The following is a 26,388-nucleotide window of genomic DNA, read 5'->3' on the forward strand; positions in this document are numbered from 1 at the left end:
GCTGCCGTTCCGGCCCCGGGCAACGCCATGGCGTCGGGTTGCGGAGAGGAATCGGATATTCCGTGCATAGGATCGCTGATGTGGATCAGCGACCCCTTCTCCCTCTTCTCCGCACCCTCGCGCCCGTCGTTGCGCTGATCGTCCTCGGCGGGACCGGGTGCACCGCGGCGGACAGAGCCGTCAAGGGAGTCAAGGGCGCCCCGGGAGCCGCAGGTGTCCGCGACCCGTACTTCCCCAGACTCGGCAACGGCGGCTACGACGTCGGCCACTACGCGCTGGTGCTCGACTACGAGCCGAAGACGAACGCCCTCAACGGCACCGCCACGATCACCGCCCGCGCCACCCAGGACCTCAGCGCCTTCAACCTCGACCTCCACGGGCTGACCGTCAGGAGCGCGAGCATTGACGGCGCCCCCGCCGCCGTCAACCGTGCCGGGGACGAGCTGACGCTGCGCCCGCGCGACGAGATCGCCAAGGGCAGCACCTTCCGTACCGTCGTCCGCTACTCCGGCTCCCCGCGCACCATCACGGATGCCGACGAGTCCAAGGAGGGCTGGCTGAGGACCGCTGACGGTGCGATCGCGCTCGGCGAGCCGACGGGTTCGATGGCGTGGTTCCCCGGCAACCACCACCCCAGCGACAAGGCGACGTACGACATCACCGTCAGCGTTCCGGAACGAGGCGATCTGGCCGCCGTGTCCAACGGGGAGCTGCGCTCCCGGCGGACGGCCGACGGCCGGCGCACCTTCGCATGGCACGTCGCGCAGCCCATGGCGAGTTATGCCGCCACGGTCGGCATCGGCGAGTACGAGACCAACAGCTTCCGCCCGAAGGGCGGCGTGCCCGTCTACACGGCGGTGGACAAGACCGTCGCGGCGCGCAACGAGGAACTGCTCGCCCGCATCCCCGAGATCATGGAGTGGGCCGCGGTGAACTTCGGCCCGTACCCCTTCACCTCCACCGGCGCGATCGTCGAGCGCTCCGGTGATGCCGGCTATGCCCTGGAGACCCAGAGCCGGCCCGTCTTCCCGGAGGGATCCTTCGACACCGCGACCCTCGTCCATGAGATCGCGCACCAGTGGTACGGGGACTCCGTCACGCCGAAGAGCTGGCAGGACATGTGGCTGAACGAGGGCTTCGCGAGGTATGCGGAGTGGCTCTACCAGGAGGACTTCGAGGACGTCCCGGCCCAGAGCAGCTTCGAGGACGCCTTCGACACCGAGACGAACTGGGCCTTCCCGCCTGCCGAGCCGCCCGGCCCGGACCGCATCTCCGACGACCCGGTGTACGACCGCGGCGCGATGGTCCTGCACAAGATCCGTCAGGCCGTCGGCGACGACACGTTCTTCGGCATCCTGGAGGGCTGGGCGCAGACACGCCGTCATGGGAACGCCTCCACCGACGACTTCATCGCCTACGTGGAGGAGGAGTCGGGCGAGGACCTCACCGAGCTCTGGGACACCTGGCTGTACGGGCAGGACAAGCCGGACAAGCCCTGACGGACGGCGCCCGGCCCGGGAAGCCCGGGCCGGGCGCTGTGCGTGGACTGCCGGAGCCTGCGTCAGACGTTCACACCGAAGTCCTGGGCGATGCCCACGAGACCCGAGGCGTAACCCTGGCCGACCGCACGGAACTTCCACTCCGCGCCGTTCCGGTACAGCTCGCCGAAGACCATCGCGGTCTCGGTGGCGGCGTCCTCGCTCAGGTCGTAGCGGGCGATCTCGGCGCCGCCTGCCTGGTTGACGATGCGGATGTAGGCGTTGCGCACCTGGCCGAAGTTCTGGGAGCGGTTCTCGGCGTCGTAGATGGAGACCGGGAAGACGATCTTGTCGACGTCGGCCGGCAGGCCCTGCAGATTGACGTTGATCTGCTCGTCGTCGCCGCCGCCCTCGCCCGTGCGGTTGTCGCCGGTGTGGACGATGGTCTGGTCCGGAGTGGACTTGTTGTTGAAGAAGACGAAGTGGCCGTCGGAGACGACCTTTCCACCGGGGTTGACCGCGATCGCCGAGGCGTCGAGGTCGAAGTCGGTGCCGGTGGTGGTACGGACGTCCCAGCCGAGGCCCACCGTGACGGCGGTCAGGCCCGGTGCCTCCTTGGTGAGCGAGACGTTGCCGCCCTTGGACAGGCTTACAGCCATGGGGAGGTCCCTTTCCTGGTCGGGTGCTGTGCGGTCGGGCTTCGTGCCTTGCGTCCCGAAGCTACCGTCACCTTCCATAACGCGGGCGAAGCACCGCCAGGTTCCCCGTGAAAAGAAGGTGACGCGGACAGCCCGTGGACGCGACCATGGACACATGTCCGGGCCCTACCTCATCCGTGGCTCCGTCTCCCTCCCGGAGGCCGAGCTCATGTGGCGTTTCTCGCGCTCGTCGGGCCCAGGCGGCCAGCACGTCAACACGAGTGACTCCCAGGTGGAGCTGCGTTTCGACCTCGCGGCGACGGAGGCACTCCCGGCGGTGTGGAAAGCGCGGGCCCTGGAGCGCCTTGCCTCCCGCCTGAACGGCGGTGTCGTCACCGTACGGTCGTCGGAGCACCGCTCCCAGTGGCGCAACCGCGAGGTGGCGGCGGTGCGCCTTGCCGCGCTGCTCGCCGAGGCGACGGCGCCGCCGCCTCGCCCGCGCCGCCCGACGAAGATCCCCCGGGGCATCAACGAGCGCCGTCTGCGCGAGAAGAAGCAGCGCGCGCAGACGAAGCGCGGCCGCAGCGGCCGCGACTGGTGACCCCCGGGGGCTGACGCCCCCGAACCCCCGCCCCCCTCGGCGCGCGGTCGGTCTTCCCGGCCGGCGGCCATCCATGGCCCCGACTCCCTCCATGGCCGGGGGCTGCGGCAGTGGGTCCGCACCCGTGGCCCGGTGCGGGCCCTCGGCCCGCGGGCGTGCGGGGAGTCCTGTGTCCGTGGCCTCGCGTGCCGGTGTGCGGTTCGGTCTTCCTGCCAGGCGGGTTGGCCGGGCTCGTGTGTCCGCCTGCTCGGCCGGTTCTCCCGGCCTGTCCGGGTCGGACCTGCGTTCCTGGTGCTGTGGGGCGCCGGGTGCGCTGGCGGTCCGGGTCGCGGGCGGGGGCTGCGGCAGTGGGCCCGGTGCGGGCCCACTGCCCGGCGTGCGGGGAACTCATGGCGTTCCGCGCGGGCGGAGCCGGGGCGACGAGGGCGTCAGCCCAAGTGGCGGTACCGGCCGCGGTAGTACGTGAGCGGTCCGCCGTCGCTGCCCGCGAGGCCGACGTCGAGCACACGTCCGATCACCAGGGTGTGGTCTCCCGCCTGGACCCGCTGTTCCGTGCGGCATTCGAGTACCGCAAGCGATCCGTCCACGAGCAGGGCGCCCGATACCGCGCCGCGGGTGCAGGCGAGGTCCTGGAAGAGGAGCCGGTCGCTGATCCGCCCTTTCATCGCGAAGCGCCCCGCGATGTGGCGCTGCTGCTCGGAGAGGAGCGAGACGCCCCACATCGGCTGCTCGGCCAGCAGATCGTCCATGCGTGAGCCGTTCCGCAGGCTGACCAGGACCAGCGGCGGATCCAGGGACACCGACATGAATGCCGTCGCGGTCATGCCGACGTCGTCCCCGAGCGGGCCGTCCTCGCTCAGTGCGGGCTCGTGCGCCGTCACCAGCACCACACCGGCCGCCAGTCGGGTCATGGCGGCTCGGAACTCGTCGTTGCTCACCCCCTCAGGATGGGGGATGACCTCGGTAGCGGGGGCTTGAGTCGTTGGGAGCACACCCGGAACGCTAACCTCGTCCGCGTCACGGCCACATCGGGCCAGGGGACCAGACAGGTCCTAGGTCTCCGGGCCGGGATTTGCGTTCAAGAAGCACCGGACATTCACCGGCACCTTTATCTGACACTTCATCATCTCATGTGACTTGAGTCACAGAGGGCGGTATTTGTTGACCCTGTGTACCGGGTGGGCAGCGCGCTGTGATTCAGTGGCGTGGACAGTGCATCGAGAGGACCGATGAGAAACCTGGAGTCACGTTAGCTGTCGAGGTCTCGGGGAGAGCGAGCAATGGAGACCGAGTCGGAGCCGTACGTCCGTCTTGCGACCCTGCGGCAGCTGCATCAGGTCGTGGCGGACCTCAACACGGCCCGCAGCCTGGCGGACACGCTGCAGACCGTCGCCAACGGCATCGTCGCGGGGCTCGGCTATGAGCTGGCATGCGTCAATCTCGTCCGCCCCGACGGGGATCTCGTCGTCGCCGCCTTCGCCGGAAATTCCGCGGCCGAGGCCCTCATCACCGGTCGCGTCGGCTCCCGCGCGTCCTGGGAGCGGCGGCTGTCCATGGGGGAGGCCTGGGGCGACCTCCGGTTCATACCCCACACCGAGGGCTGGGTGCTGCTGGAGGACGACGTTCCGCAGTGGTACACGGAAGGCCCCGAACCCCGCTTCGAGGACGAGTGGCACCCCCAGGACCGGCTCTACGCCCCCATGTACGCGTCGGGCGGCGGCCAGGAGCTCCTGGGCGTGATATCCGTCGACAAGCCCCGCAATGGCCGCCGGCCGGGCCCCTGGGGCCAGGAAGCCCTTCAGATGTACGCGTCGCAGTCGGCGATTGCGATCAGCAATGCCCGGCTCCGAGCAAACATGCAGCGCGCGCTGGTCCGCCTCGAGCGCGAGCAGCAGGCGCTGCGCGCCAGCGAGGAGTCGTTCCGGCAGGCCTTCGAGTACGCCCCGAGCGGGATGGCCATCGCCGAGATGGGCGGGGACCAGCACGGCCGGCTGCTGCGCGCCAACGACGCGCTGTGCCGCCTCCTCGGCCGCCCCGCCTCCGTGATGCGCCGCTATTCCTTCGCGGATCTCGTCCACCCCGAGGACATCGGCACGCTGCTGCGTACGTCGGCCGAGGGCGGCAGGGCCGAGCTCCGGCTGGGCCGGCGCGACGGGACGTACGTCTGGGTCTCCCTGCGCAACTCCGTCGTCGCCGACACCGCCGACGGACCGCGGTTCCTGCTCACGCACGTCGAGGACATCGAGGAGCGCAAGCGGCACGAGCTGCACCTCGCCCACCGGGCCAGCCACGACTCGCTGACCGGGCTGCCGAACAGCGCCGAGCTGCGTGCCCGGCTCAGCGCCCGGCTCTGTGAACGGCCGCAGACGCACCGCCCGGGTGCCGTGGAGACGGTGGACGCGGCGCACTCCGGGCACCCCGCGTACGGGAACGGCTACGGCGGTGGCGGGTTCGACGACACGGACGCCGCCGGGCGCGGTTTCCGGGGTGACGGATTCGACTTCGACCCGCGCGTGCCCGGCCCCCCTTTCGATCATGTGCATGCCATTGCTCCGGACGGTGAGCACGATGACGGCACCAAGGGCCTGGCCGTCCTCTTCTGCGATCTGGACGGCTTCAAGTCGATCAACGACCGCTTCGGGCACAACACCGGCGACGCGGTTCTCATCGAGGTCGCGCGCCGGCTCACGACCGGCGTGCGCGACGGTGACACCGTCGCCAGGCTCGGAGGTGACGAATTCGTCGTTCTCGCCGACGGGCTCGGCGCTGCTGACGCCGCTGACCTGGCCGTACGGCTGCGGAACGCGATCATTCCGCCGATCCGGGTGGACGGACGGGCAGTCCGGGTGGGAGCGAGCTTCGGCATCGGCTGGGCGGTCTGCGGAATGTCCGTAGAAGAGGTAATTCAGTCCGCTGACCAGCGGATGTACATCGAGAAGCGGTCCCGCTCCAAGGTCCACCGGCGCGCCGGATAGCCCGGGCCCGGGAACCGGCCGGGCACCCGGGCCCGTCCTTGGACTTGTTCGAAGGGGGTAGGCTCGGCCGGTCGGCGACGGCTGGCGAGCATGGATAGGAGTGACCCAGGGATGACGGCCGGGAACAACGGCGCGAGCACGCCCGAGGACGACGATCCGTTCGGCTACCTGTACGCGGACGGACAGCAGCCGGCGGGCGCCACGACTCCCCGCCAGGGCGGCTACGGCTACCCCGGTCCGGCCGCGCAGCCCGGTGTGCCGAGGACGTCGTACAACCAGGTCAGAACGGTTGGCGAGCGTCAGTACGGACAGGTGCCGCAGCAGGGCCATGGCCAGCAGCAGTATGCCCACCAGCCGACCCCGCAGTACGCGGCGCCCGAGACGTACCCCGGCGGCGTCCAGACCCGCGCGACTCCGCTCCCGGGCCAGGGCGGCGGCGGCCGCAGTGGCGGGCCGAACACCAGGGGACTGATCATCGGGGCGATCGCGGTCGTCGCGGTGGTCGTCATCGGTATCGGTGTGGCGCTCATCACGAGTGGCGATGACGACAAAGGCCGGCAGGGCTCCGGCAGCGGTGCTCCCGCGGACCAGGTGAAGCCGAGCGAGAAGCCGACCAAGGGCGGCGACAAGAAGCCCCCGGCCGCCAGGCTTCCGAAGCAGGACGCCGCGACGCTGAAGCTCGGGCCGCCGGCGGCTCTGGCCAAGGACGTGAAGGGTGCGGAAGGCACCGGTGGCGCGTATGTGACCAATTTCAACTCGGTGGGTTCCTCGGTGACGTGGAGGGCTGCCGTCGCCGAGCCGGGTAAGTATCGTCTGTACGTGCGCTACTCCGTTCCGGCCAAGGACGCCAACGCGACACTCACGGTCAACGGCAAGGCGAACAGCAACCCCATCGGCCTGAAGAACTTCATCAAGTCCTCAGACCCGAACCTGGAGAAGAACTGGCAGACCACCTGGGCGCCCGTCACTCTGCAGGAGGGCCAGAACGAGATCAAGCTCTCCTGCGAGCAGGGCAATCAGTGCGACGCGATCCTTGACTACCTTGAGATCAGGGTTCCTTGACCGCCCTTGTGTGATGATCATCTAACCTCCCTCCCAACTGACCAGGGGGGTGAGGAAGATCGATCAGGGGATTCCATGGCTCGCGTCGCACGCACCACCGTCATCTCAGGTATAGCGGCATCCTGCCTGCTGCTCGCAACCGCTCCATCCGCACAGGCCGCCACGTCGGGCGCATTCGCCAATGTCGCCTGGAACGTTCGGGCCGCCGCCACGACGACGTCACCCGTGGTTCTCCGAGTGAAGCCGCTGGGCGCGGGTAGCCCGGACCGGGTTCCTTGCTGGAACGATACGTGCACGGGGCAGGCGACAGGTACTTCCTACAAGTGCTCGAGCAGCGGCCGCTCCTACAACTCGTACACCCCGCTCAACGTTCGCGGAAAGAAGTACTGGGTCGCCGACAGGTGCGTGTCGCTCGGCCGCATCGCATAGACCGAACCGCTCACCCTGCGGCCTTTCCTGCCGCAGGGTGAGCGACACGTCTCCGGCCGGTAGTTCGTGCCGCAGGTCAGGGGAAGATCCTGAGGTCTGGCCCCTGACGCGGTGTTGCTGACGGATCGCCCTGTTCCCGAAGCTGCGCCGGCCTCGGGCCTGGTCGCCGGGAGGACCAGCCCCTGGTGCGCGCGGGGCGCCGGAGTCCGTTCAGGCCGCCGACGGGAGTTCCGTCACAGCGATCTTCGGCAGGAGCTCCTCGTACGACGCCCGGTCGAAGTCACCGGCCGCCGGAGCCAGGACCGTCGCCGTGGCAAGGGCGACCGCGCGGCTGAGGCGGTCGGGCCAGGGGAGGGCCTCGACGAGGCCCGACAGGAGGCCGGCGACGGCGGAGTCGCCCGCGCCGGTCGGATTCCCGTGGACCTTCGCGGGCGGCGTGGCCTGCCAGGTGCCGTCGGGGGTGGCCGCGAGTACGCCGTCCGGGCCGAGCGAGGAGACCACCGTGCGGGCGCCGCGACGTCGTGCGTCGCGTGTGGCGCGCAGGGGTTCGCGGGAGCCGGTGAGCCGGGCCAGTTCGTCGGCGTTCGGCTTGACCAGGTCGGGACGGGCCGCGATGCCCCGACGCAGGGGCTCTCCGCTGGTGTCCAGCAGGGCGGGGACGCCTGCCGCCCGCGCCCGGCGGACCAGTTCGGCGTAGGCGCCGACATGGATGCCCGGTGGCAGGCTGCCGCACAGCGCGACCGCATCGGCATCGCGCAGCAGCGTCTCGTACGAGGCGAGGAAGGCGGCCCACTCCTCCGAAGTGACCTCCGGGCCCGGTTCGTTGAGCTGGGTGGTGTCGCCCGTCGCCGCGTCCACGACGGCGATCGTCCGGCGGGTGTTCCCGGCGACCGGGACGAGCGCGTCGCGCACCGGCAGTCCGCCCAGCAGATTGCGCACCACCGCACCCGTGGGACCGCCCGCGAAGCCCGTGACGACCGCCTCGTGACCGAGCGCCGCCAGCACGCGGGCGACATTGAGGCCCTTGCCGCCGGGGCGTTCGCTCACCTCGGTGACGCGGTGGGAGGTGTGGGGGACGAGCCCGGGAACCCGGTAGGTCAGGTCGAGGGCGGTGTTCAGCGTGACCGTCAGGATCACTTCTGACACCCCCCGGAAACTGCGTCTGCCATGGTCGGACGGGTCCTGATCATGCCAAAAAGAAGGCGGTTGGCCCAGACCCTGTCCGGCCAACCGCTCCTTCCCGGGGAGCGAACGGGGGCGCGAAGGGGTCAGGACACCTCGGGCTCGACCACCCAGGCGCCCTTGCGCATCACGCCCTTGAGTGCGAAGTCCGCGTCCAGCACCACCAGATCCGCGTCCTTGCCCGGCTCCAGCGAGCCCACCCTGTCGTACACACCCAGCAGCCGTGCCGGGTTCGCCGAGACCGCCCGCACGATGTCCTCGACCGGGAGCCGGTCGACCGTCGCCGCCCGCCGGAACGCGGTGTCCAGGGTCAGCGTGGACCCGGCGATCGAGCCGCCCTCCACCAGCCGTGCGACCCCGTCCTTGACCTCGACCTCCAGCGGCCCCAGGTGGTAGACCCCGTCGCCGAAGCCCGCCGCGTCCATGGCGTCCGTGATGAAGGCGACCCGGCCGGGCCCCGCGCGGTGGAAGGCCAGCTCCAGTGCCGCCGGATGCAGATGCGTGCCGTCGTTGATCAGCTCGACCGTGACCCGCTCGTCCTCGAGGAGCGCGGCGACCGGGCCGGGCGCCCGGTGTCCGAGGGCCGGCATCGCGTTGAACAGGTGCGTGGCGACGGTGGCACCCGCGTCGATCGCTTCGACGGTCTGCTCGTACGTCGCGTCGGTGTGGCCGATCGCGGCGATCACCCCTTGCTCGGCGAGCAGCCGCACGGACTCGATGCCGCCGGGGAGTTCGGCGGCGAGTGTGACCATCCTCGCCGTGCCGCGCGCAGCGTCGAGCAGCTTGCGCACCTCGGCAGGGTCGGGGTCGCGCAGCAGCTCCTCGCTGTGCGCGCCCTTGCGGCAGGGTGAGATGAAGGGGCCTTCGAAGTGGATGCCCGCGAGATCGCCCTGCTCGACCAGCTCCGAGAGGAACCCGGCCCGACGGGTCAGGAAGTCCATCTCGCCGGTGACGGTGGAGGCGACCATCGTGGTCGTGCCGTGCTGATGGTGGGTCCGAACGCCGGTGAGGACGTCGTCGGCCGTGCCGGAGGTGAACGAGGCGCCGCCGCCGCCGTGGTTGTGCATGTCCACGAAGCCGGGGACCAGCCAGTGGCCGGAGAGGTCGGTGGAGGGCCCGTCGTCAGGGGCGGGCCCGGCGATCCGGGTTCCGTCGACGATCACCTGCCCGTTCTCGACGACCCCGGTGGGCAGCACCACCCGGGCGCCCGCGAGAACCATCCGGTCGGCCATCAGGCGGTTACCTCCGTAGTGAGCAGGTCCCAGGCGAGGAGACCCGCGCCCAGACATCCGGCGGTGTCCCCGAGGGCCGCCGGGACGATCGAGGGCAGCCGCTGGAAGGTGACCCGTGCCTCCACGGCGGCCCGCAGTGGTGTGAACAAGGTTTCTCCTGCCTCGGCGAGGCCGCCACCGATGATCAGCGTGCGGGGGTCCAGCAGGGTGAGCGCCGTGACCAGTCCGTCGGCGAGCGCCTCGATCGCGTTCTGCCAGACGCGGACGGCGCGGTCGTCACCGGACTCGACGGCCTCGGCGCAGCCGGCGGCGTCCGCATCGGGGTCGCCGCTCGCCGCGGCCCAGGCCCGGGAGACGGCGGCGGCCGATGCGAGGGTCTCCAGACAGCCGTGCTGTCCGCAGCCGCACCGGGGCCCGCCGGGGCGGACGACGACATGGCCGATCTCGCCGGCGTACCCGTGGGCACCGGCCTCGATCGTGCCGTCGATGCCGATGGCACCGGCGATCCCGGTGCCGAGCGGCACGAACAGGAACCGGTCGGCCTTCCGGCCGGCGCCGATGCGGCCTTCGGCGAGACCGCCGGCGCGGACGTCGTGGCCCAGGGCCACGGGCACACCGCCGAGCCGTCGGCCCAGCAGGTCGCGCAGGGGGACGTCGCGCCAGCCGAGGTTGGCGGCGTAGACGGCGACGCCGTTGTCCGCGTCGACGATGCCGGGGACGGCGACGCCGGCGGCCACGGCGCTCTCGCCGTAGCGCTCCTCGCCGTGGGCGCGCAGCTCGGCGGCGAAGCCGAGGATCGTCGCGACGACCGCCTCGGGCCCGCGCTCCCTGCCGGTCGCCCGCCGCGCCTCGTGGAGGAGTGCCCCGTCCGCCCCGACGAGGGCGGCCTTCATCCCGGTGCCGCCCACATCGAGGGCGATGACGTGTCTCACGCCTACAGTCTCGCGTGCCGGCCAGGAAAGGTCTAGTCCACTGCTCCGGTTGCCGCGTTTTGCCCAAGCGTGGGCGGGTGGTGTAGACCTCTTGGGTTCACAAGTGGAGGAAGAGCATGGTGGGGGACGAGCGGTGCAGCGGCGCTACTTCGGTCTGACCGCGGCGGCAGCCGCACTCGGTATGACGGCGGTGCTCGCCGGGTGCGGGAGCACCGGCGAGGGCGGGGAGGTCAAGCTGCGGCTGGTCGCCGCGGACTACGGGTCCGGTGCGGCCGACTCGTCCCAGGAGTACTGGGACGACCTGGCGCGGAACTTCGAGGCCAAGAACGCGGGCATCAAGGTGGACGTCGAAGTCCATTCGTGGAAGGACGTCGACCGCAAGGTCGCCGAGATGGTGGCGGACGGGAACGCCCCGGACATCGCGCAGATCGGCGCCTACGCCGACTATGCCGAGCAGGACAAGCTGTACCGCACCGAAGAGATGGTCTCCGTTCCCACCCAGGCGAACTTCCTCCCTCTGCTGAGCGCGGCGGGCGAGGTGGACCGCATGCAGTACGGGATGCCGTTCGCGGCCAGCACGCGGCTGCTGTTCTTCAACGAGAAGCTCTTCACGGACGCTGGTCTGCGCGCGCCGACCAGCTGGGACGAGGTCCGGACGGCGGCGCAGAAGCTGAAGGCGCAGGGAGTGAAGTACCCGTTCGCGCTGCCGCTGGGCTCCGAGGAGTCGCAGGCCGAGGCCATGATCTGGATGCTGAGCGGGGGCGGGGGCTACCAGGACCGCACCAGCGGTGCGTACGAGATCGACTCGGCCGAGAACATCGAGACCTTCCGCTGGCTGAAGGACAACCTTGTCACCCCGAAGCTGACGGGTCCCGTCGCCCCGGGCCGGCTGGACCGTGCCAAGGCGTTCGCCGCGTTCACGCGCGGCGAGGTCGGCATGCTGAACGGCCACCCGACCCTGATGCAGACGGCGGAGAAGGCCGGCATCAAGGTCGGGAAGGTCGCGCTGCCGGGCGTCGACGGCAAGGCCAGGGCGTCGATGGGCGTCGCCGACTGGATGATGGCCTTCAAACAGAACGGCCACCGCAAGGAGATCGGCCGTTTCCTCGACTTCGCCTACAACGACACGAACGTCCTGGAATTCTCCGACCGCTACGACATCCTGCCGGTGACGATCACGGCGAGCCAGACGATGGCGGCCGACGACGACCACAAGGATCTGCGGGAGTTCCTGGAGGCGCTGCCGACGTCGGAGCTGTATCCCTTCGGCGAGACGTCGTGGGCGAAGGTGAGCGCGAGCGTGAAGAGGAACATCGGCGGGGCGGTGGCGCCGGGGGGCGATCCCGCCGCGGTACTGAGGCGCATAGCGGCGGAGGCGGCGGAGGCGGAAGAGGCGGAGTAGCACTCCGTGGCGCGGGGTCTGGCGTCCTGCTGCTCCGGGGGCCGGGCCCGGCGTGTGCCGCCCGGATTTTCCGGAGGTCCGGGGCCCGGGGTGTGCCGCCCTGCACTGCGGGTCCGCGCCGTCAGGGGCACCGCCGGCGAGACGGGGCGCACAGAGGGGAGAGCACCGCGTGCATGACGGTGGGGCGCATTATGTTGCTGATATGACCGATGGCGGGGAGCTTTCCGAGCGGGACCGGGCCGTGCTCGGGCTGGAGCGTGCCGACTGGGCCGGGCCCGGGGCCAAGGAACGAGTGATCCGGGAGCGGTTGGGGATGTCGCCGACCCGGTACTACCAACTGCTGAACGCGTTGCTGGACGACCCGCGTGCGCTCGCGCACGACCCGGTGACCGTCAACCGGCTTCGGCGAGTGCGGGACTCCAGGCGCGAGCGCCGATAGGGTCGGAAGCATGGGCAGCCATGCGGACGACGTACTGCCGGAGCCGAGCACTCCCGCCGGACGGGAAGGGCTCGCCGCGATCCTCGAAAGGCCACAGGACACCGTGGTCGCGCTGGACTTCGACGGGACGCTCGCGGAGATCGTGCCCGACCCGGAGCAGGCGCGGGCGCACCCCGGTGCCGTGCCCGCCATCGCCGCGCTCGCGCCGCACGTGGCGTCCGTCGCCGTCGTGACCGGGCGCCCGGCCGGCGTCGCCGTGCGGTACGGCGGGTTCGCCGGTCACCCCGGCCTGGAGCACCTCGTCGTACTCGGCCATTACGGCGCCGAGCGGTGGGACGCGGTCAGTGGTGAGGTCCACGCCCCCGCCCCCCATCCGGGTGTCGCCGCCGTACGCGCGGAGCTGCCCGGGCTCCTCGATGCGATCGGTGCCTGGCAGGGCACCTGGATCGAGGAGAAGGGCCGGGCGGTGGCCGTGCACACGCGCCGCGCGGAGGATCCGCAGGCCGCCTTCGAGTCGCTGCGTACCCCGATCGCGGAGCTGGCGGCCCGTCACGGGCTGATCGTGGAGCCCGGCCGGCTCGTCCTGGAGGTACGTCCGCCCGGGGTCGACAAGGGCGTGGCGCTGGAGGAGTTCGTCCGGGAGCAGAGGGCGGGTGCCGTGCTGTACGCGGGCGACGACCTCGGTGATCTCGCGGCCTACGCCGCCGTCGAGAAGCTCCGCTCCGACGGGGTGCCCGGGCTGTTGCTGTGCAGCGGCACCGAGGTTCCCGAGCTCGCCGAGCGTGCGGACGTGCGGCTGTCAGGCCCCGCCGAGGTCGTCACGACCCTCGCTGCCCTCGCCCAGCGCCTCCAGCGCACGTAGCTGTTCCAGGAACCACTTCTGCGGCGGCAGCGCGGTCGCCGCCGCGGCCAGTCGCTTGGTGCGCTCGGCCCGTTCCCCGTCCGGCATCGTCAGGGCCCGGTGCAGGGCCGCGGCCGTTCCGGTCACGTCGTAGGGGTTCACCACGATCGCCTCGTCGCCCAGCTCCTCGTACGCCCCGGCCTCCCGCGACAGCACCAGGGCGCATCCCGCGTCCGAGACGATGGGGATCTCCTTGGCGACCAGGTTCATCCCGTCCCGGATCGGGTTGACGAGCGCCACGTCCGCCATGCGGTACGCGGCGAGCGACCGTGCGAAGTCGTCCTTGACGTGCAGCACGACGGGTGTCCAGCCGGGCGTCCCGTAGCGTGCGTTGATCTCCTCCGAGAGCCGCGCGACCTCGGCCGTGTAGTCGCGGTAGACGGGCAGGTCCTGCCGGGACGGGTAGGCGAAGGCCACGTGCACGACCCGCTCGCGCCACTCGGGGTGCGTGTCGAGCAGCGTCCGGAAGGCGAGGAGCCCGCGGACGATGTTCTTGGACAGTTCGGTCCTGTCCACCCGGACGATCGTCTTCCGGGCGCCCGGCCCGGCGTCCTCACCGCCGATCTGGTCGCGCAGCGCGACCATGCGCTCCTCGACGTCCAGCTCGTGCGAGCGCCGCCGCAGGAACTCGGCGTCCGCGCCCAGTCCGTGCACCCCGATGTCCGTCTCGCGCGGCTCCCCGCCGGGTGCTGCGTGGCTGACCCAGCGGCGCGGATCGCCACCGGGCACCAGCGCGGCGGCATCGGGCAGGGTCTGGTCCGCACACCACATGAACGCGTGCGCCCACCGTGAGGTGAGGAACCCGAGCCTGTCCGCGCCGAGCATCCCGCGCACCAGTTGCTGCGCGATGTCGTCCGGCAGCATGCGGAAGTACTCCGGCGGCGCCCACGGCGTGTGGGAGAAGTGCCCGATCCGCAGATCGGGGCGGAGTTCACGCAGCATCCCGGGTGCGAGCGCCAGATGGTAGTCCTGGACCATCACGACCGCGTGGGGCGCAGCCTCCTGCGCCAGTGCTGCGGCGAAGGCGCGGTTGTAGGTCTCGTACGCCGCCCACTGCCGCCGGAACTCCGCGTCGAACACCGGCTCCAGCGGGGTCTGATACAGCATGTGGTGGACGAACCAGAGCACCGAGTTGGCGATGCCGTTGTACGCGTCCGCGTGCACGGCGGGGTCGATGTCCAGCATCCGCACGCCCGGCTCGGCGACACCGCGCCGCACGGCCTCCCGGTCGCCGTCCCCCAGTGCCGCGCACACCCACAGGGCGCCCGCGTCGGGGCCGATCGCCGACAGGCCGGAGACCAGCCCGCCGCCGCCGCGCCTCGCGTCGAGTGTGCCGTCCTCACGGAAGGCGTATGTGACCGGACCGCGGTTGGAGGCGACGAGTACCTGCGCCGCGCGCTCGGAGACCATGTCGCCAAACCTAGCCCGCACCGTAACCGCTCAAACGTATGGCCGGACTCCGTCGGCGGAGTCCGGCCATATGCTCACCCGATCAGTGGCCGCGGCGCCGGCCGCGGCTCGCGGCGATCGCGATCGCCCCGGCCGCCGTGATCGTCAGTGCGACACCGCCGAGCAGCCACAGCCGCTCGGTCCTGGTGCCGGCCGCGGCGATCTCGTGGGCACTGCCGTTGGCTCCGGCGGCACTGCCGGGCACTCCCTGGCCGGTTCCGGGCCGCTCGGGTGCGCCCTGTTCCCCCGGGGTGCGGGACTGTGCGGGATTTCGGGGCGGCGCCGGCCGCGCCTGCAGCGTCTCCTCGCCGGGATGGGCCGTGGCCGGTTCCCGCGGCCGCCCCTGCCCGGGTTCCGCCGGGTCCGCCGACGTCACGGAGCACTTCCCGTCGGTACCGGGCTTCTCGCAGCCTGGCGGGGCCGGCTCCGCCCCGGCGGTGTCCCGGGCCTTTCCGTTCCCGGTGCCCTCCTCGCCGACGGTGACCGTGTACGTCACCGTCGTGTCCATGGGCGAGGACGGCGACCCGGACGCGTTCGTGGTGGCTTCGGGATCCGGCACGGGCGTGGAGAGGGTGAGCGCCGACGCCACATAGGCGTCGGCTCCCGACTCGAACGACACCTTCGCGGACGTGGCGCCCCCACCGGTCCTCGCCTGACCGTCCACGAGGAACCGGTCGCCCATGGGACCCCGGCCGCCCCCGTACGCGGCCACGGACGCCCGGATCTGTCCGCCCGGGCGGTAGAGGCCGCTCACCGACACGGTCGTCGCGGGGGAAGCGGGGAGTTGCGGTACATGCCCGCCGTGGACGTGGATGCTGCGCAGTTCCGGGGCGTACATGGCGTCGGGGCGGTCGTACGCGTACACGACCGTCAGCGACCAGCCCGCGCCGCAGCCCTGGCCGGCTGCGGACCAGATGCCGCCGACCGCGACGGGCAGCGGGGCGCCGGAGCCGGTGACGCCCTTGAAGGCGGCGGTGACGTCGGCCTCGCCGGTGTAGAAGTGCGGTCCGGCTGCGGATTCCCGGTCCTGGACCAGATGCTCCGCGTGGACCGCGACCGGCTTGTTCCGGTTGACGCCGATCGTGGGTGCGGAGGCGAGCGGACCGCCGGAGGGCGAGTCCGCCTTCCGCCGGTCTTCCTTTCGCCGGTCCGCGTCCGCCCGGCGCGCTTTCCGGCGGTCCGTGTCCCGGCGGTCCGTGGCCGCGCCGGCGGCGTCGCAGCGGTGGAGCAGGCGGCCGCCAGGGCTCCGGTACGTGCCGTCGTTGCCGCCCCAGAACAGCCGGGCGTACTCGACACGGGCGCCGGGCGGGACGACTACCCGGCCGGTCCCGGTCCCGTCGCTCCCGACCGTGGTGCCGGTGGTGGTGAAGTCGCCGAAGAGCGATTCGTCGTAGCGCTTCTTGAAGGGGGACACGACATCTGCGGCAGCCCGCCCGGGGGTGAGCATTCCGGTCGCAACGACGGCAGAGGCGGTCGTGAGAACCGCCAGGGCCCCGACGAAACGAGGCGACCTGGAATTCCGGCGCCGAGCGCCCGTGAGTTTCGTATAGCCCATATCAACGCAACTTAGACAATCCGCCCCGTTGGCGCGTGCTGCGCCGCATGTGCGTTAGGCCGCCGGTGTCGTCAGGCCGCTCTGCGCGTCGCGTATTCCGCGATCTCCAGCATGGGCGGCCGCTCCCGGGTGTCCACCTCGTGCGTCCGTGGCACGAACCCGTCCTCGCCCCGTTCGAACTGCGTCAGCGCCGGGCGCACCAAGTGGCCTCGGGACAGCCGGAGTTGGGCCGTGCGGTAGATCGCCGCCGCCATCCGGCCCAGCGCCTGTCCGTCCTGGTGCCGGTGCAGCCGCACCCCCACGTCGACCTGCGCCAGAGCGTCGAGCCCCACGGTGTGCAGCGCATCGACCAGCAGCCCGAGCTCCACCCCGTATCCCACCGGGAACGGCAGCCGCTCCAGCAGCGAGCGCCGCGCCGCATACTCCCCGCCCAGGGGCTGGACGAACCCGGCCAGCTGCGGCCAGTGCAGATTGAGCAGCGGGCGTGCGACCAGTTCGGTGACCCTGCCCCCCTGCTCGGGCCCGCCGGGACGGTCGCCTTCCGCCTTCGCCGCTCCCAGCGGCCGGTCGTACATCGCCTTCACGAACTGGACGTCCGGCTCGGTCAGCAGCGGTCCGACGATCCCGGAGACGAAGTCGGCGGAGAACTCCCTCAGGTCCGCGTCCACGAAGCAGACGATGTCGCCGCTCGTCACCAGCAGTGAGCGCCAGAGCACCTCGCCCTTGCCCGGCACGGCCGGTATTCGGGGGAGTATCGCGTCGCGGTGCACCACCCGGGCGCCCGCCTTCGCCGCCACCTCGGACGTGCGGTCCGTCGAACCCGAGTCCACGACCACCAGCTCGTCCACGAGCGGCACCGCCTCGGTCATGAGCTCACGCCGGATCACGTCGACAATGTCGCCGACCGTCTCCTCCTCGTTCAGGGCGGGCAGCACGACACTGACGGCCGAGCCGTGCTTGGCCGCGCGTTTCGCGGCGACGAGCCGGTCGAGCGGGCGGTCTGCCACGGACCAGGACCGCCGGCCGAGCCAGCGCTCCACCTCTTCCAGCACATGATCTCCATCTCGCGGATCGGACGACCATCTCAGCCGCCCAGGGGTTCGGTTACAGTCTTGAACAACGCGGACGACCATCGCATGCCGGGGTCGTCCCGCCGACAATCACATACCGCTCATCCAGAGGGGCAGAGGGACACGGCCCGTTGAAGCCCCGGCAACCCTCCAGCCGGCTCTCGTCGCAGGTCGTACGACACGCGCGCGAGGCCCCGGCTAGGGAAGGTGCCAATTCCGTCTCGTGGCGAGATGCGCCGCGAGGAAGATGAGGAGAAAGGGCCTCGCCTCCATGGCTGCGCAGACTGTCGCCACCACCACCGAATCCGTTGATCTGGGCCCTGCCTCCGGGCTTTCCTGCCGCGAGTGCGGCGAGCGGTTCGCTCTGGGTCCGATCTTCGCCTGTGAGATCTGTTTCGGGCCGCTCGAAGTCGCCTACGACCTGCCGACCGGCGACCCCGAAGGCCTGCGCAAGCAGATCGAGAACGGCCCGGACAACATCTGGCGCTACGCGCCGCTCCTCCCCGTCCCCGCCGACGTGGCGAGCAAGCCGAACCTGAACCCGGGCTGGACCCAGCTCGTCAAGGCCGACAACCTCGCCCGCGAGCTGGGCGTCACCGGCGGTCTCTACGTCAAGGACGACTCCGGCAACCCGACGCACTCCTTCAAGGACCGCGTCGTCGCCCAGGCCCTGGAGGCCGCCCGGGCCTTCGGCTTCACCACGCTCTCCTGCTCCTCCACCGGCAATCTGGCCGGCGCGGTCGGCGCCGCCGCCGCGCGTGCCGGCTTCCGCTCCTGCGTGTTCATCCCGCACGACCTGGAGCAGGGCAAGGTCGTCATGGCCGCGGTCTACGGCGGCGAGCTCGTCGGTATCGAGGGCAACTACGACGACGTCAACCGCTTCTGCTCCGAGCTCATCGGCGACCCGGCGGGCGAGGGCTGGGGCTTCGTCAACGTCAATCTGCGGCCGTACTACGGCGAGGGCTCGAAGACACTCGCGTACGAGATCTGCGAGCAGCTCGGCTGGCGGATCCCCGACCAGATCGTCATCCCCATCGCCTCCGGATCCCAGCTGACCAAGATCGACAAGGGTCTGCAGGAGCTGATCAAGCTCGGTCTCGTCGAGGACAGGCCCTACCGGGTCTTCGGTGCCCAGGCGGAGGGCTGCTCCCCGGTGTCGGTGGCCTTCAAGGCCGGCCAGGACGTGGTCAGGCCGCAGAAGCCGGACACCATCGCCAAGTCCCTGGCGATCGGCAACCCCGCCGACGGCCCCTATGTCCTGGACATCTGCCGTCGCACCGGCGGCGCCGTGGAGGACGTGACCGACGAGCAGATCGTGGATGCGATCAAGCTGCTGGCCCGCACGGAGGGCATCTTCACGGAGACCGCCGGCGGGACGACCCTCGGTGTGGCGAAGAAGCTGATCGAGGCGGGTGTCATCGACCCCTCCCTCACGACCGTCGTCGTCAACACGGGTGACGGCCTCAAGACCCTCGACGCGGTGGCCCCCACGGCGGGTATGTCCGCAGTCATCCGCCCCAACCTGGACTCCTTCCGAGAGGCTGGTCTCGCATGAGCGTCAACGTCCGCATCCCCACCATCCTCCGCACCTATACCGGCGGCCAGGCCGAGGTCCCGGCGCAAGGTGCGACCCTCGCCGAGGTCATCGCCGACCTGGAGAAGAACCACACGGGCATCGCCGCCCGCGTCCTGGACGACCAGGGCAAGCTGCGCCGCTTCGTGAACGTGTACGTCAACGACGACGACGTCCGCTTCGAGCAGGGCCTGGAGACGGCGACGCCGGACGGTGCCGGGGTTTCGATCATCCCCGCCGTCGCCGGCGGCTGCTGACTCCGGATCGACTGCGGGCCGACTCCGGGCCGGCCTCGGACCCACCCGTACCGGTTACGCTGCGCTACCTGAATTGCCCCCTCCGCAAGCTAAGCGGAGGGGGCAATTCTGTGTGGTTGAGCGCGGTAGAGTTGGGAAGTCCCCTCCGCTGCGTGTGCCAGACGCATATACGAATGCGTCCGCACACGATGAGAAACAGCCAAAGTGTTCGAGCGTATTGCGCGTTAAGTGCGCTTTGTCCGGCCTGACTTGCCCGGCAATGCTCGGAATCCTTCCCTTTGCCCGTTCGGGCGTGCCCAGATTTCTCGTCCGATTGACCTGTTGCAGACGGCAGTTGGACAGATACATTCAGCCGCGGTCGACGCGTTCCGGTACACACTCTTGGCGGTCTCCGCGATGCCCCCTGGGGGTAAGGAAACTCTCCGTGAGTGAGATCCGAAGTGAGTTCTGACCCGGGTCCGCGAAGTGCGGTCCTGTGCAAGGGCCAGTAATAGGGGAGTTAGGCATGGCTCAGGGCACCGTCAAGTGGTTCAACGCGGAGAAGGGGTACGGCTTCATCGCGGTCGACGGTGGTGCGGATGTTTTCGTCCACTACAGCGCGATCCAGATGGACGGTTACCGCACCCTGGAGGAGGGTCAGCGGGTCGAGTTCGAGATCTCGCAGGGCCAGAAGGGGCCGCAGGCGGACATGGTCCGCGTAGCCGGCTGAGCGCCGACTGACTGCAGCGACATGACGGAGGGCCCGTACCTAGGGGGTGCGGGCCCTCCGCCGTGTCCGGGTTTCTCCGGCCGCGACCGCTCCCGGCCGTCACCCGCGCCCACCGTTCGCCGGGGCTTCTTCCGAGGCGCCGCTCCCGCCCGTCACCCGGCCGCCGCGACCTCGCCGAGGTCCTCGAAGCCGCTTGCACTCGAGGGGGTCGAGTGCTAATCATTGGCGTTAGCACTCTACGAGTGAGAGTGACAACTAAGGACCGGGTCGGTGAGGCCCGCAGGCCTCGTGGGGCCAGGAACCACAAGGCATGCAGGCCGTCCGTCGCGGGCGCCAACGCGGTCCGGAGCAATCCTCCCCCGTGGCCTGCTGCGCGGGGGGACCCCCAAGTCCGGGAGGACCACTTCACATGGCCAAGATCATCGCGTTCGACGAGGAGGCACGGCGCGGTCTCGAGCGCGGGATGAACCAGCTCGCCGACGCCGTCAAGGTCACCCTTGGCCCCAAGGGCCGGAACGTCGTCCTCGAGAAGAAGTGGGGCGCCCCCACGATCACCAACGATGGTGTCTCCATCGCCAAGGAGATCGAGCTCGAGGACCCGTACGAGAAGATCGGCGCCGAGCTGGTCAAGGAAGTCGCCAAGAAGACGGACGACGTCGCCGGTGACGGTACGACCACCGCGACCGTTCTCGCCCAGGCGCTCGTCCGCGAGGGCCTGCGCAACGTGGCGGCCGGTGCCAACCCGATGGCCCTGAAGCGCGGTATCGAGAAGGCCGTCGAGGCCGTCTCCGGTGCGCTGCTCGACCAGGCCAAGGAGGTCGAGACCAAGGAGCAGATCGCTTCCACCGCCTCCATCTCCGCCGCCGACACCCAGATCGGCGAGCTCATCGCCGAGGCCATGGACAAGGTCGGCAAGGAAGGCGTCATCACCGTCGAGGAGTCCCAGACCTTCGGTCTGGAGCTGGAGCTCACCGAGGGTATGCGCTTCGACAAGGGCTACATCTCGGCGTACTTCGCCACCGACATGGAGCGTATGGAGGCCTCGCTGGAGGACCCGTACATCCTGATCGTCAACTCCAAGATCTCCTCCGTGAAGGACCTGCTCCCGCTGCTGGAGAAGGTCATGCAGTCGGGCAAGCCGCTGCTGATCATCGCCGAGGACGTCGAGGGCGAGGCCCTGTCGACCCTGGTCGTCAACAAGATCCGTGGCACCTTCAAGTCCGTTGCCGTCAAGGCCCCGGGCTTCGGTGACCGCCGCAAGGCCATGCTGGGCGACATCGCCATCCTCACCGGTGGCACGGTCATCTCCGAGGAGGTCGGCCTCAAGCTCGAGAACGCGGGCCTGGACCTGCTGGGCCGCGCCCGCAAGGTCGTCATCACCAAGGACGAGACCACGATCGTCGACGGTGCCGGTGACAGCGACCAGGTTGCCGGTCGCGTCAACCAGATCCGTGCCGAGATCGAGAACTCCGACTCGGACTACGACCGCGAGAAGCTCCAGGAGCGCCTCGCGAAGCTGGCCGGCGGCGTGGCCGTCATCAAGGCCGGTGCCGCGACCGAGGTCGAGCTCAAGGAGCGCAAGCACCGCATCGAGGACGCCGTTCGCAACGCGAAGGCGGCCGTCGAGGAGGGCATCGTCGCCGGTGGTGGCGTGGCGCTCATCCAGGCCTCCGCTGTCTTCGAGAAGCTGGAGCTCGACGGCGACGAGGCGACCGGTGCCGCCGCTGTGAAGCTGGCCCTGGAGGCCCCGCTGAAGCAGATCGCGGTCAACGCCGGCCTCGAGGGCGGCGTCGTCGTGGAGAAGGTGCGCAACCTGACCGTGGGTCACGGCCTCAACGCCGCGACCGGCGAGTACGTCGACATGATCGCCGAGGGCATCATCGACCCGGCCAAGGTGACGCGCTCCGCGCTGCAGAACGCCGCGTCGATCGCCGCGCTGTTCCTCACCACCGAGGCCGTCATCGCCGACAAGCCGGAGAAGGCCGCTGCGGCCGCTCCGGGCGGCATGCCGGGCGGTGACATGGACTTCTGATCGACCTCTGGTTGATCAACCGTCCTGAAGACCGAGGGCGGCACCCCCACTCCCAGGGGGTGCCGCCCTCGGGCGTTCCGTCGTCTTCGCTGCCGGGTGGTGCCGATGGACCGAAGCGGCACTGCTCAGGCAGTTCGGCGCGCAGTGCAGGCAGTTCGGCGCGGCATCGTGGCCCTCGGGCACCGTGGGTTCCGCAGTGGATACCGAAACCGGCTGAGGGCTGTTCACGCACGGCCGAAGGTAGCCGGATGTCCTTCTTCGGCCGAGTTCACCCCCGGGGGCCGCGCTGCGAGCCGAGCGGCACACAGGGCGGCGGCTGCCCACCCTCCTGCAGCGACAGCGTGAACCACGTCGTCTTGCCGTCGTCCGCCGGGCGCACACCCCAGCTGCCGGCCAGTGTGTCGACGAGGATGAGCCCCCGCCCGGACTCGTCGTCCGCCGCGGCCAGCCGCGGCTGCGGCGGATGGTGGCTGTGGTCGCTCACCTCGACCGTCAGTTCGGTGCTGGTGCGCCGGATCCGCAGCCGCACCGGTCCCTGCCCGTGCCGGATGGCGTTCGTGACCACCTCGGAGGCCAGCAGCTGGGCGTCGTCGGTGAGCTGGGCGCAGTCCCACTCGACGAGGCACTTGGCGAGGAACGCCCGGGCCTCCGACACGGAGGCCGGGGCGGCGGCCAGCTCCGTCTCCGCCACGGCCAGCGGAGCCGCGGGGAGCTGGGCGAGGAGAAGCGTCACATCGTCGTGGTGATGCTCGGTGGCCGGCAGGACGGACGTCAGCACCCGGTCGGTCACCCCTTCCAGGTCGGGCGCGGCGGCGAAAGCGTCGTCGAGGGCCTCGATGAGCGCGTCGAGCTGCTCCTCGATGTCGCCCGAGGGTGTCTCTATGAGCCCGTCGGTGAAGAGGATCAGGCTGGACCCCGGCGCGACGGCCAGGGTGGTCTGCTGGTGCAGATGGTCCCCCACCCCGAGGGGCACGCTGACCGGCGCGGCCAGGGGTCGCACCGCCTCGCCCGGCGCCGCGACGAGGGCCGGAAGGTGTCCGGCGGAGCACACGGTCACCTCGCCCGCGTCCGGAGCGACGATCAGATAGCAGCAGGTGACCAGTTGGTCGGGCCCGTCGAGCTCGGCGACGATCGCGTCGAGGGACTGCATCAGCTGACGTGGCTGCATCCCGGTCTTGGCGAGGGCATGAGCCGCGGAGCGGAGCTGCCCCATGATCGCGGCAGCCTCGAGGCCGCGCCCCATGACATCGCCGATGAGTACGCCGACACGGCCCGCGCCGAGCGGAATGAGGTCGAACCAGTCGCCTCCGACCCCCGCCCCTTGGGTGGCGGGAAGATAGCGGCTCGCCGTGTTCAGCCCGGGAACGGCGGGAGGGGTCCCCATCAGGCTGCGCTGCAGGGTGAGGGCGACATGACGCTGCTGCTCGTAGAGGGCGGTGAGCTGCGCTTCGGCGGCCTTGCGTTCGCTGACGTCGCGTACGGCGGCGGAGACGAGGAGTCCGTCGCTGGTCTCGAGGGGGCTGAGGCTGATCTCGACGGGGAATTCGGTGCCGTTCTTGCGCAGGCCGTGGAGTTCGAGGCCGGCTCCCATGGGGCGGACCTGGCGGTTGTGGGTGTAGCCGTTGCGGTGTCGGACGTGCTGACCGTGGTAGCGGCTCGGCACGAGTATCTCGACGGGGCGGCCGAGGAGTTCTGCGCGCCGGTAGCCGAAGAGGGTTTCGGTCTGGGCGTTGACGAGGCGGATGGTTCCGGCGTCGTCGACGATGACCATGGCGTCCGGTGCGGCCTCCAGCAGCCCGCGGAACCGCTCCTCGGCGGCCTTGCGTTCGCTGACGTCGCGTACGGCGGCGGAGACGAGGAGTCCGTCGCTGGTCTCGAGGGGGCTGAGGCTGATCTCGACGGGGAATTCGGTGCCGTTCTTGCGCAGGCCGTGGAGTTCGAGGCCGGCTCCCATGGGGCGGACCTGGCGGTTGTGAATGTAGCCGTTGCGATGGTCGGAGTGCTGGCTGCGGAAGCGGCTCGGCACGAGTATCTCGACGGGGCGGCCGAGGAGTTCTGCGCGCTGGTAGCCGAAGAGGGTTTCGGTCTGGGCGTTGACGAGGCGGATGGTTCCGGCGTCGTCGACGATGACCATGGCGTCCGGTGCGGCCTCCAGCAGCCCGCGGAACCGCTCCTCGGCGGACCCCGGCGGTGCCTCGGCTCGGGAGATCCGGCACTGGCAGGGCACGGTGGTGCCGGGCCCTAGGTCGGACTCCAATGAGACTGCGGCGGTGATGCCTTCCATGGCTGCCTCCCGGACAGATGCGCCGCCTGCGTCCGTCGCGACTGCCGTTGTCACGGCTGCGTGGTGCGCGGCGGCGGCATCCACGACTGCGGTATCGGGACATCTCAGCGCAGTTCGTCCCCACGCGTCCCCATGAGTCCGATTCTGATCGGCACTGGCGCACATCAGATCTGCGCGGGTGTGGTCCTTGAGCTTCTCGGTGTCCAACTTCGTACATGGCGGGTGACTGGCGGTGGTGGATGCCTTGCCGCGGTGCGGAAACCCGCCGGGCCAGGAGTGCGGAGCCGGGGCAGGGCCTGCTCCGGCGCGCGTTCCGTTTCCGTGGTGGATTCGGCGAGGATCCGTCACCAAGTCGTGAAGGTCGCGCGGGACTCTGGTCTTCTCAGCAGCGCACTCGCGCTTCTCACTCGGGGGGCACAGATGACCGACCACAGCCGTCGCACCGTTCGCAGAGCCGCCGTTGTTCTCGTCGCCGTATCCGCACTGGCCCTGACCGCCTGTGAGCCCGCCGGCGGTACGGACGATGCGGCGGGCAGCCCCGGCAAGTCGACCGCGGGGCCTTCGGGTTCCGCGGGGGCGGGGTCGTCCGGCGGTACGTCGTCCGGAGGGAAGGGCGACGCGTCCTCGTCCGGCGGCTCGTCGTCCGGAGGAAAGGGGGGTTCCGGCGGCAAGGGGTCCGGCGGGAGCACCGGCACGGGCGGCAGTACGGGCGGCGGTTCGTCGTCCGACGACAGCAAGGCCGTCCAGCCGTGCGGCACGGCCGACGTGACGTTCACCGCGACCGTGGCCGATCATGCGACGAGCAGCTATCTGCTGAAGGTCACCAACAAGAGCGGCAAGGCGTGCAAGGCCCTGAACTACCCGGTCGTGACCTTCGGCGATCTGGACGGCCAGGCGACGCAGCGGGAGGAGACCCACCCCGGCACCGTCATCACGCTGGGGCCGGGGAAGTCGGCCTACGCCGGTCTGATGGGCGGTGCCCATGACGGCAAGGGCAAGACGGTCGACTCCATCGCGATGACCATGGACACCGCCAGCGACCTCGTCCAGACCCCGCTCACCGCGAGCACTCCCGGTTTCTACGTGTCCTCCAAGGAGTCCGTGACCGCCTGGCTGGGCAACGCCGAGGACGCCCTCAGCCTGTAGGCAGCCGGGGCCGGGGCGCGACATCGCGCCCCGGTGGACACCGCACACCACCGGCGTGAAGCTGGAGATGATGCGGACCGATGTGCACGCCCATCTGTGGAGCGAGGGCTATCTCCGCCTCCTGGAGTCCTACGGGCGCGAGGACACCGCGACACAGCGGGGCCTGGGAGCGGGGGACAGCCCGGCGGACCTCGACGCCCGGTTCGAGATGAACGACGCCGCGGGCATCGAGCACCAGATCCTGTCCGTCTCGCCCCAGACCCCGTACTTCCCGAGCGAGCAGCAGGCCGTGGCGGCCGCCCGGCACGCCAACGACCTCTACACGGAGGTCGTGCGCGAACGGCCCGACCGCTTCTCCGCCTTCGCCGCTCTGCCCCTGCCGCATCTCGACGCCTCGCTGGAGGAGCTGGTGCGGGCGCTCGACGAGCTGGGGATGGTGGGCGCCGGGCTGACCACGTCCGTGCTCGGGCGCAGCCTCGGCGACCCCGTCTTCCGGCCGGTTCTGGAGGAGTTGGACCACCGGGGCGCGGTGCTGAGCCTCCACCCGGCGGGTCAGGACGCGGGGACGCCGCTCATCGCCGAGAACCGGATGCGATGGATGGTCGGTGCGCCGATGGAGGACACCATCTGCGCCATGCATCTGATGCTGGAAGGCATCCCCAGCCGCTTCCCACGGCTGCGGATCGTCCACTCGCACCTCGGCGGTGCGCTGCCCATGCTGCTGCCGCGCGCGGACGAGCATGTCCAGTGGGAGGCCCCCGACGTCATCGAGATGCCGACCGTCGCCGCGCGCCGCATGTACTACGACACCGTGGCCCACGGCCATGAGCCGGCGCTGCGGGTCGCGGCCGAATCGTACGGCGCGGACCGGCTGATGCTCGGCACGGACTTCCCGTACCAGACCGGGGACGCACTGCGCCGGGCCGTCGTCTTCATCGAGGAGACGCTGGTGCCGGAGGAGGCCGAGGCCATCCTGACGGCGGGCGAGGAGCTGCTCCCGACGCGGAGCAGCTCCTCGCACCTGCCGTACTAGGTAGGCTCT

Annotated in this window: 22 protein-coding genes and 1 riboswitch; of the genes, 13 read left to right on the top strand and 9 right to left on the bottom strand. The window is 70.5% G+C overall.

What is annotated here, in order from left to right; translation table 11 throughout:
- The first annotated feature begins 80 nt into the window (after positions 1-80).
- The gene (locus tag AC068D_RS11340; RefSeq protein ID WP_478822736.1) at positions 81-1,499 is read left to right on the top strand and encodes a M1 family metallopeptidase; all 1,419 of its coding nucleotides are present in this window, start codon (positions 81-83) and stop codon (positions 1,497-1,499) included.
- A gap of 62 nt (positions 1,500-1,561) precedes the next feature.
- On the opposite strand, the gene AC068D_RS11345 is transcribed toward AC068D_RS11340, so the two are convergent.
- Entirely contained in the window at positions 1,562-2,137 is a 576-nt protein-coding gene (locus tag AC068D_RS11345; protein WP_478822737.1) for a TerD family protein, read from the bottom strand.
- A gap of 154 nt (positions 2,138-2,291) precedes the next feature.
- Here AC068D_RS11345 and arfB point away from each other — a divergent pair, with 154 nt between their 5' ends.
- Positions 2,292-2,717: an alternative ribosome rescue aminoacyl-tRNA hydrolase ArfB gene (arfB, locus tag AC068D_RS11350; protein WP_478822738.1), complete on the top strand. Its 426-nt coding sequence runs from the start codon at positions 2,292-2,294 to the stop codon at positions 2,715-2,717.
- Between the two features lie 428 nt (positions 2,718-3,145).
- Here the strand turns inward: arfB and AC068D_RS11355 are convergent, their stop codons facing one another.
- A complete protein-coding gene (locus AC068D_RS11355; protein WP_478822739.1) occupies positions 3,146-3,655 on the bottom strand; it encodes a flavin reductase family protein in 510 nt (169 codons plus the stop codon).
- Positions 3,656-3,997: 342 nt separating this feature from the next.
- Here AC068D_RS11355 and cdgB point away from each other — a divergent pair, with 342 nt between their 5' ends.
- Both cdgB and AC068D_RS11365 read left to right on the top strand, forming a co-directional pair.
- Entirely contained in the window at positions 3,998-5,692 is a 1,695-nt protein-coding gene (gene cdgB, locus AC068D_RS11360) for a diguanylate cyclase CdgB (RefSeq protein WP_478822740.1), read from the top strand.
- Between the two features lie 111 nt (positions 5,693-5,803).
- Positions 5,804-6,754, top strand: a complete 951-nt coding sequence (locus AC068D_RS11365) for a CBM35 domain-containing protein (RefSeq protein ID WP_478822741.1) — start codon at positions 5,804-5,806, stop codon at positions 6,752-6,754.
- A 639-nt stretch (positions 6,755-7,393) separates the two neighbouring features.
- Here the strand turns inward: AC068D_RS11365 and AC068D_RS11370 are convergent.
- The 3 genes from AC068D_RS11370 to AC068D_RS11380 form a co-directional block, all read right to left on the bottom strand.
- The gene (locus tag AC068D_RS11370; RefSeq protein ID WP_478823118.1) at positions 7,394-8,320 is read right to left on the bottom strand and encodes a 1-phosphofructokinase family hexose kinase; all 927 of its coding nucleotides are present in this window, start codon (positions 8,318-8,320) and stop codon (positions 7,394-7,396) included.
- 131 nt (positions 8,321-8,451) lie between these two features.
- On the bottom strand, positions 8,452-9,597 hold the full coding sequence (nagA, locus tag AC068D_RS11375; RefSeq protein ID WP_478822742.1) for an N-acetylglucosamine-6-phosphate deacetylase: 1,146 nt from the start codon (positions 9,595-9,597) through the stop codon (positions 8,452-8,454).
- Positions 9,597-10,490, bottom strand: a complete 894-nt coding sequence (locus AC068D_RS11380) for an ROK family protein (RefSeq protein WP_478823119.1) — start codon at positions 10,488-10,490, stop codon at positions 9,597-9,599. Before AC068D_RS11380 ends, nagA begins: the two co-directional genes overlap by 1 nt.
- Before the next feature lie 172 nt (positions 10,491-10,662).
- Between AC068D_RS11380 and AC068D_RS11385 the strand changes: the two genes are divergently transcribed.
- The 3 genes from AC068D_RS11385 to otsB all read left to right on the top strand — a co-directional run bounded on the left by AC068D_RS11385 (position 10,663) and on the right by otsB (position 13,232).
- Positions 10,663-11,931, top strand: a complete 1,269-nt coding sequence (locus AC068D_RS11385) for an extracellular solute-binding protein (protein ID WP_478823120.1) — start codon at positions 10,663-10,665, stop codon at positions 11,929-11,931.
- Positions 11,932-12,133: 202 nt separating this feature from the next.
- Positions 12,134-12,370, top strand: a complete 237-nt coding sequence (locus tag AC068D_RS11390; RefSeq protein ID WP_478822743.1) for a DUF3263 domain-containing protein — start codon at positions 12,134-12,136, stop codon at positions 12,368-12,370.
- Between the two features lie 10 nt (positions 12,371-12,380).
- Entirely contained in the window at positions 12,381-13,232 is an 852-nt protein-coding gene (otsB, locus tag AC068D_RS11395) for a trehalose-phosphatase (RefSeq protein ID WP_478822744.1), read from the top strand.
- Here otsB and AC068D_RS11400 read toward each other — a convergent pair.
- The 3 genes from AC068D_RS11400 to AC068D_RS11410 all read right to left on the bottom strand — a co-directional run bounded on the left by AC068D_RS11400 (position 13,170) and on the right by AC068D_RS11410 (position 17,327).
- On the bottom strand, positions 13,170-14,681 hold the full coding sequence (locus tag AC068D_RS11400; RefSeq protein ID WP_478822745.1) for an alpha,alpha-trehalose-phosphate synthase (UDP-forming): 1,512 nt from the start codon (positions 14,679-14,681) through the stop codon (positions 13,170-13,172). The two genes, otsB and AC068D_RS11400, sit on opposite strands and share 63 nt — an antisense overlap.
- Before the next feature lie 82 nt (positions 14,682-14,763).
- Positions 14,764-16,134 (bottom strand): hypothetical protein, encoded by a 1,371-nt coding sequence (locus tag AC068D_RS11405; RefSeq protein WP_478822746.1) that lies wholly within the window; start codon positions 16,132-16,134, stop codon positions 14,764-14,766.
- Positions 16,135-16,346: 212 nt separating this feature from the next.
- A complete protein-coding gene (locus tag AC068D_RS11410) occupies positions 16,347-17,327 on the bottom strand; it encodes a glucosyl-3-phosphoglycerate synthase (RefSeq protein WP_478822747.1) in 981 nt (326 codons plus the stop codon).
- Between the two features lie 116 nt (positions 17,328-17,443).
- Positions 17,444-17,599: riboswitch (SAM riboswitch) on the top strand.
- Positions 17,600-17,616: 17 nt separating this feature from the next.
- On the opposite strand from AC068D_RS11410, the gene thrC reads away from it, so the two are divergent.
- From thrC to groL, 4 genes are all read left to right on the top strand, one after another.
- Positions 17,617-18,900 (top strand): threonine synthase, encoded by a 1,284-nt coding sequence (thrC, locus tag AC068D_RS11415; RefSeq protein WP_478822748.1) that lies wholly within the window; start codon positions 17,617-17,619, stop codon positions 18,898-18,900.
- Complete coding sequence (locus AC068D_RS11420; protein WP_478822749.1) at positions 18,897-19,175, top strand: MoaD/ThiS family protein; 279 nt, start codon at positions 18,897-18,899, stop codon at positions 19,173-19,175. The genes thrC and AC068D_RS11420 overlap by 4 nt, the downstream gene beginning before the upstream one ends.
- A gap of 505 nt (positions 19,176-19,680) precedes the next feature.
- On the top strand, positions 19,681-19,884 hold the full coding sequence (locus AC068D_RS11425; RefSeq protein WP_003986833.1) for a cold-shock protein: 204 nt from the start codon (positions 19,681-19,683) through the stop codon (positions 19,882-19,884).
- 409 nt (positions 19,885-20,293) lie between these two features.
- Positions 20,294-21,916 carry a chaperonin GroEL gene (groL, locus tag AC068D_RS11430; protein WP_478822750.1) on the top strand — a complete coding sequence of 541 codons (1,623 nt, stop codon included), beginning with the start codon at positions 20,294-20,296 and terminating at the stop codon, positions 21,914-21,916.
- A 268-nt stretch (positions 21,917-22,184) separates the two neighbouring features.
- On the opposite strand, the gene AC068D_RS11435 is transcribed toward groL, so the two are convergent.
- Positions 22,185-24,200 (bottom strand): PAS domain S-box protein, encoded by a 2,016-nt coding sequence (locus AC068D_RS11435; protein WP_478822751.1) that lies wholly within the window; start codon positions 24,198-24,200, stop codon positions 22,185-22,187.
- Positions 24,201-24,620: 420 nt separating this feature from the next.
- On the opposite strand from AC068D_RS11435, the gene AC068D_RS11440 reads away from it, so the two are divergent.
- Both AC068D_RS11440 and AC068D_RS11445 read left to right on the top strand, forming a co-directional pair.
- Positions 24,621-25,346 (top strand): DUF4232 domain-containing protein, encoded by a 726-nt coding sequence (locus tag AC068D_RS11440; RefSeq protein WP_478822752.1) that lies wholly within the window; start codon positions 24,621-24,623, stop codon positions 25,344-25,346.
- Between the two features lie 55 nt (positions 25,347-25,401).
- Entirely contained in the window at positions 25,402-26,379 is a 978-nt protein-coding gene (locus tag AC068D_RS11445) for an amidohydrolase family protein (RefSeq protein WP_478822753.1), read from the top strand.
- The last annotated feature ends 9 nt before the right edge of the window (positions 26,380-26,388 follow it).

This window comes from Streptomyces sp. NPDC043861, from assembly GCF_056435905.1.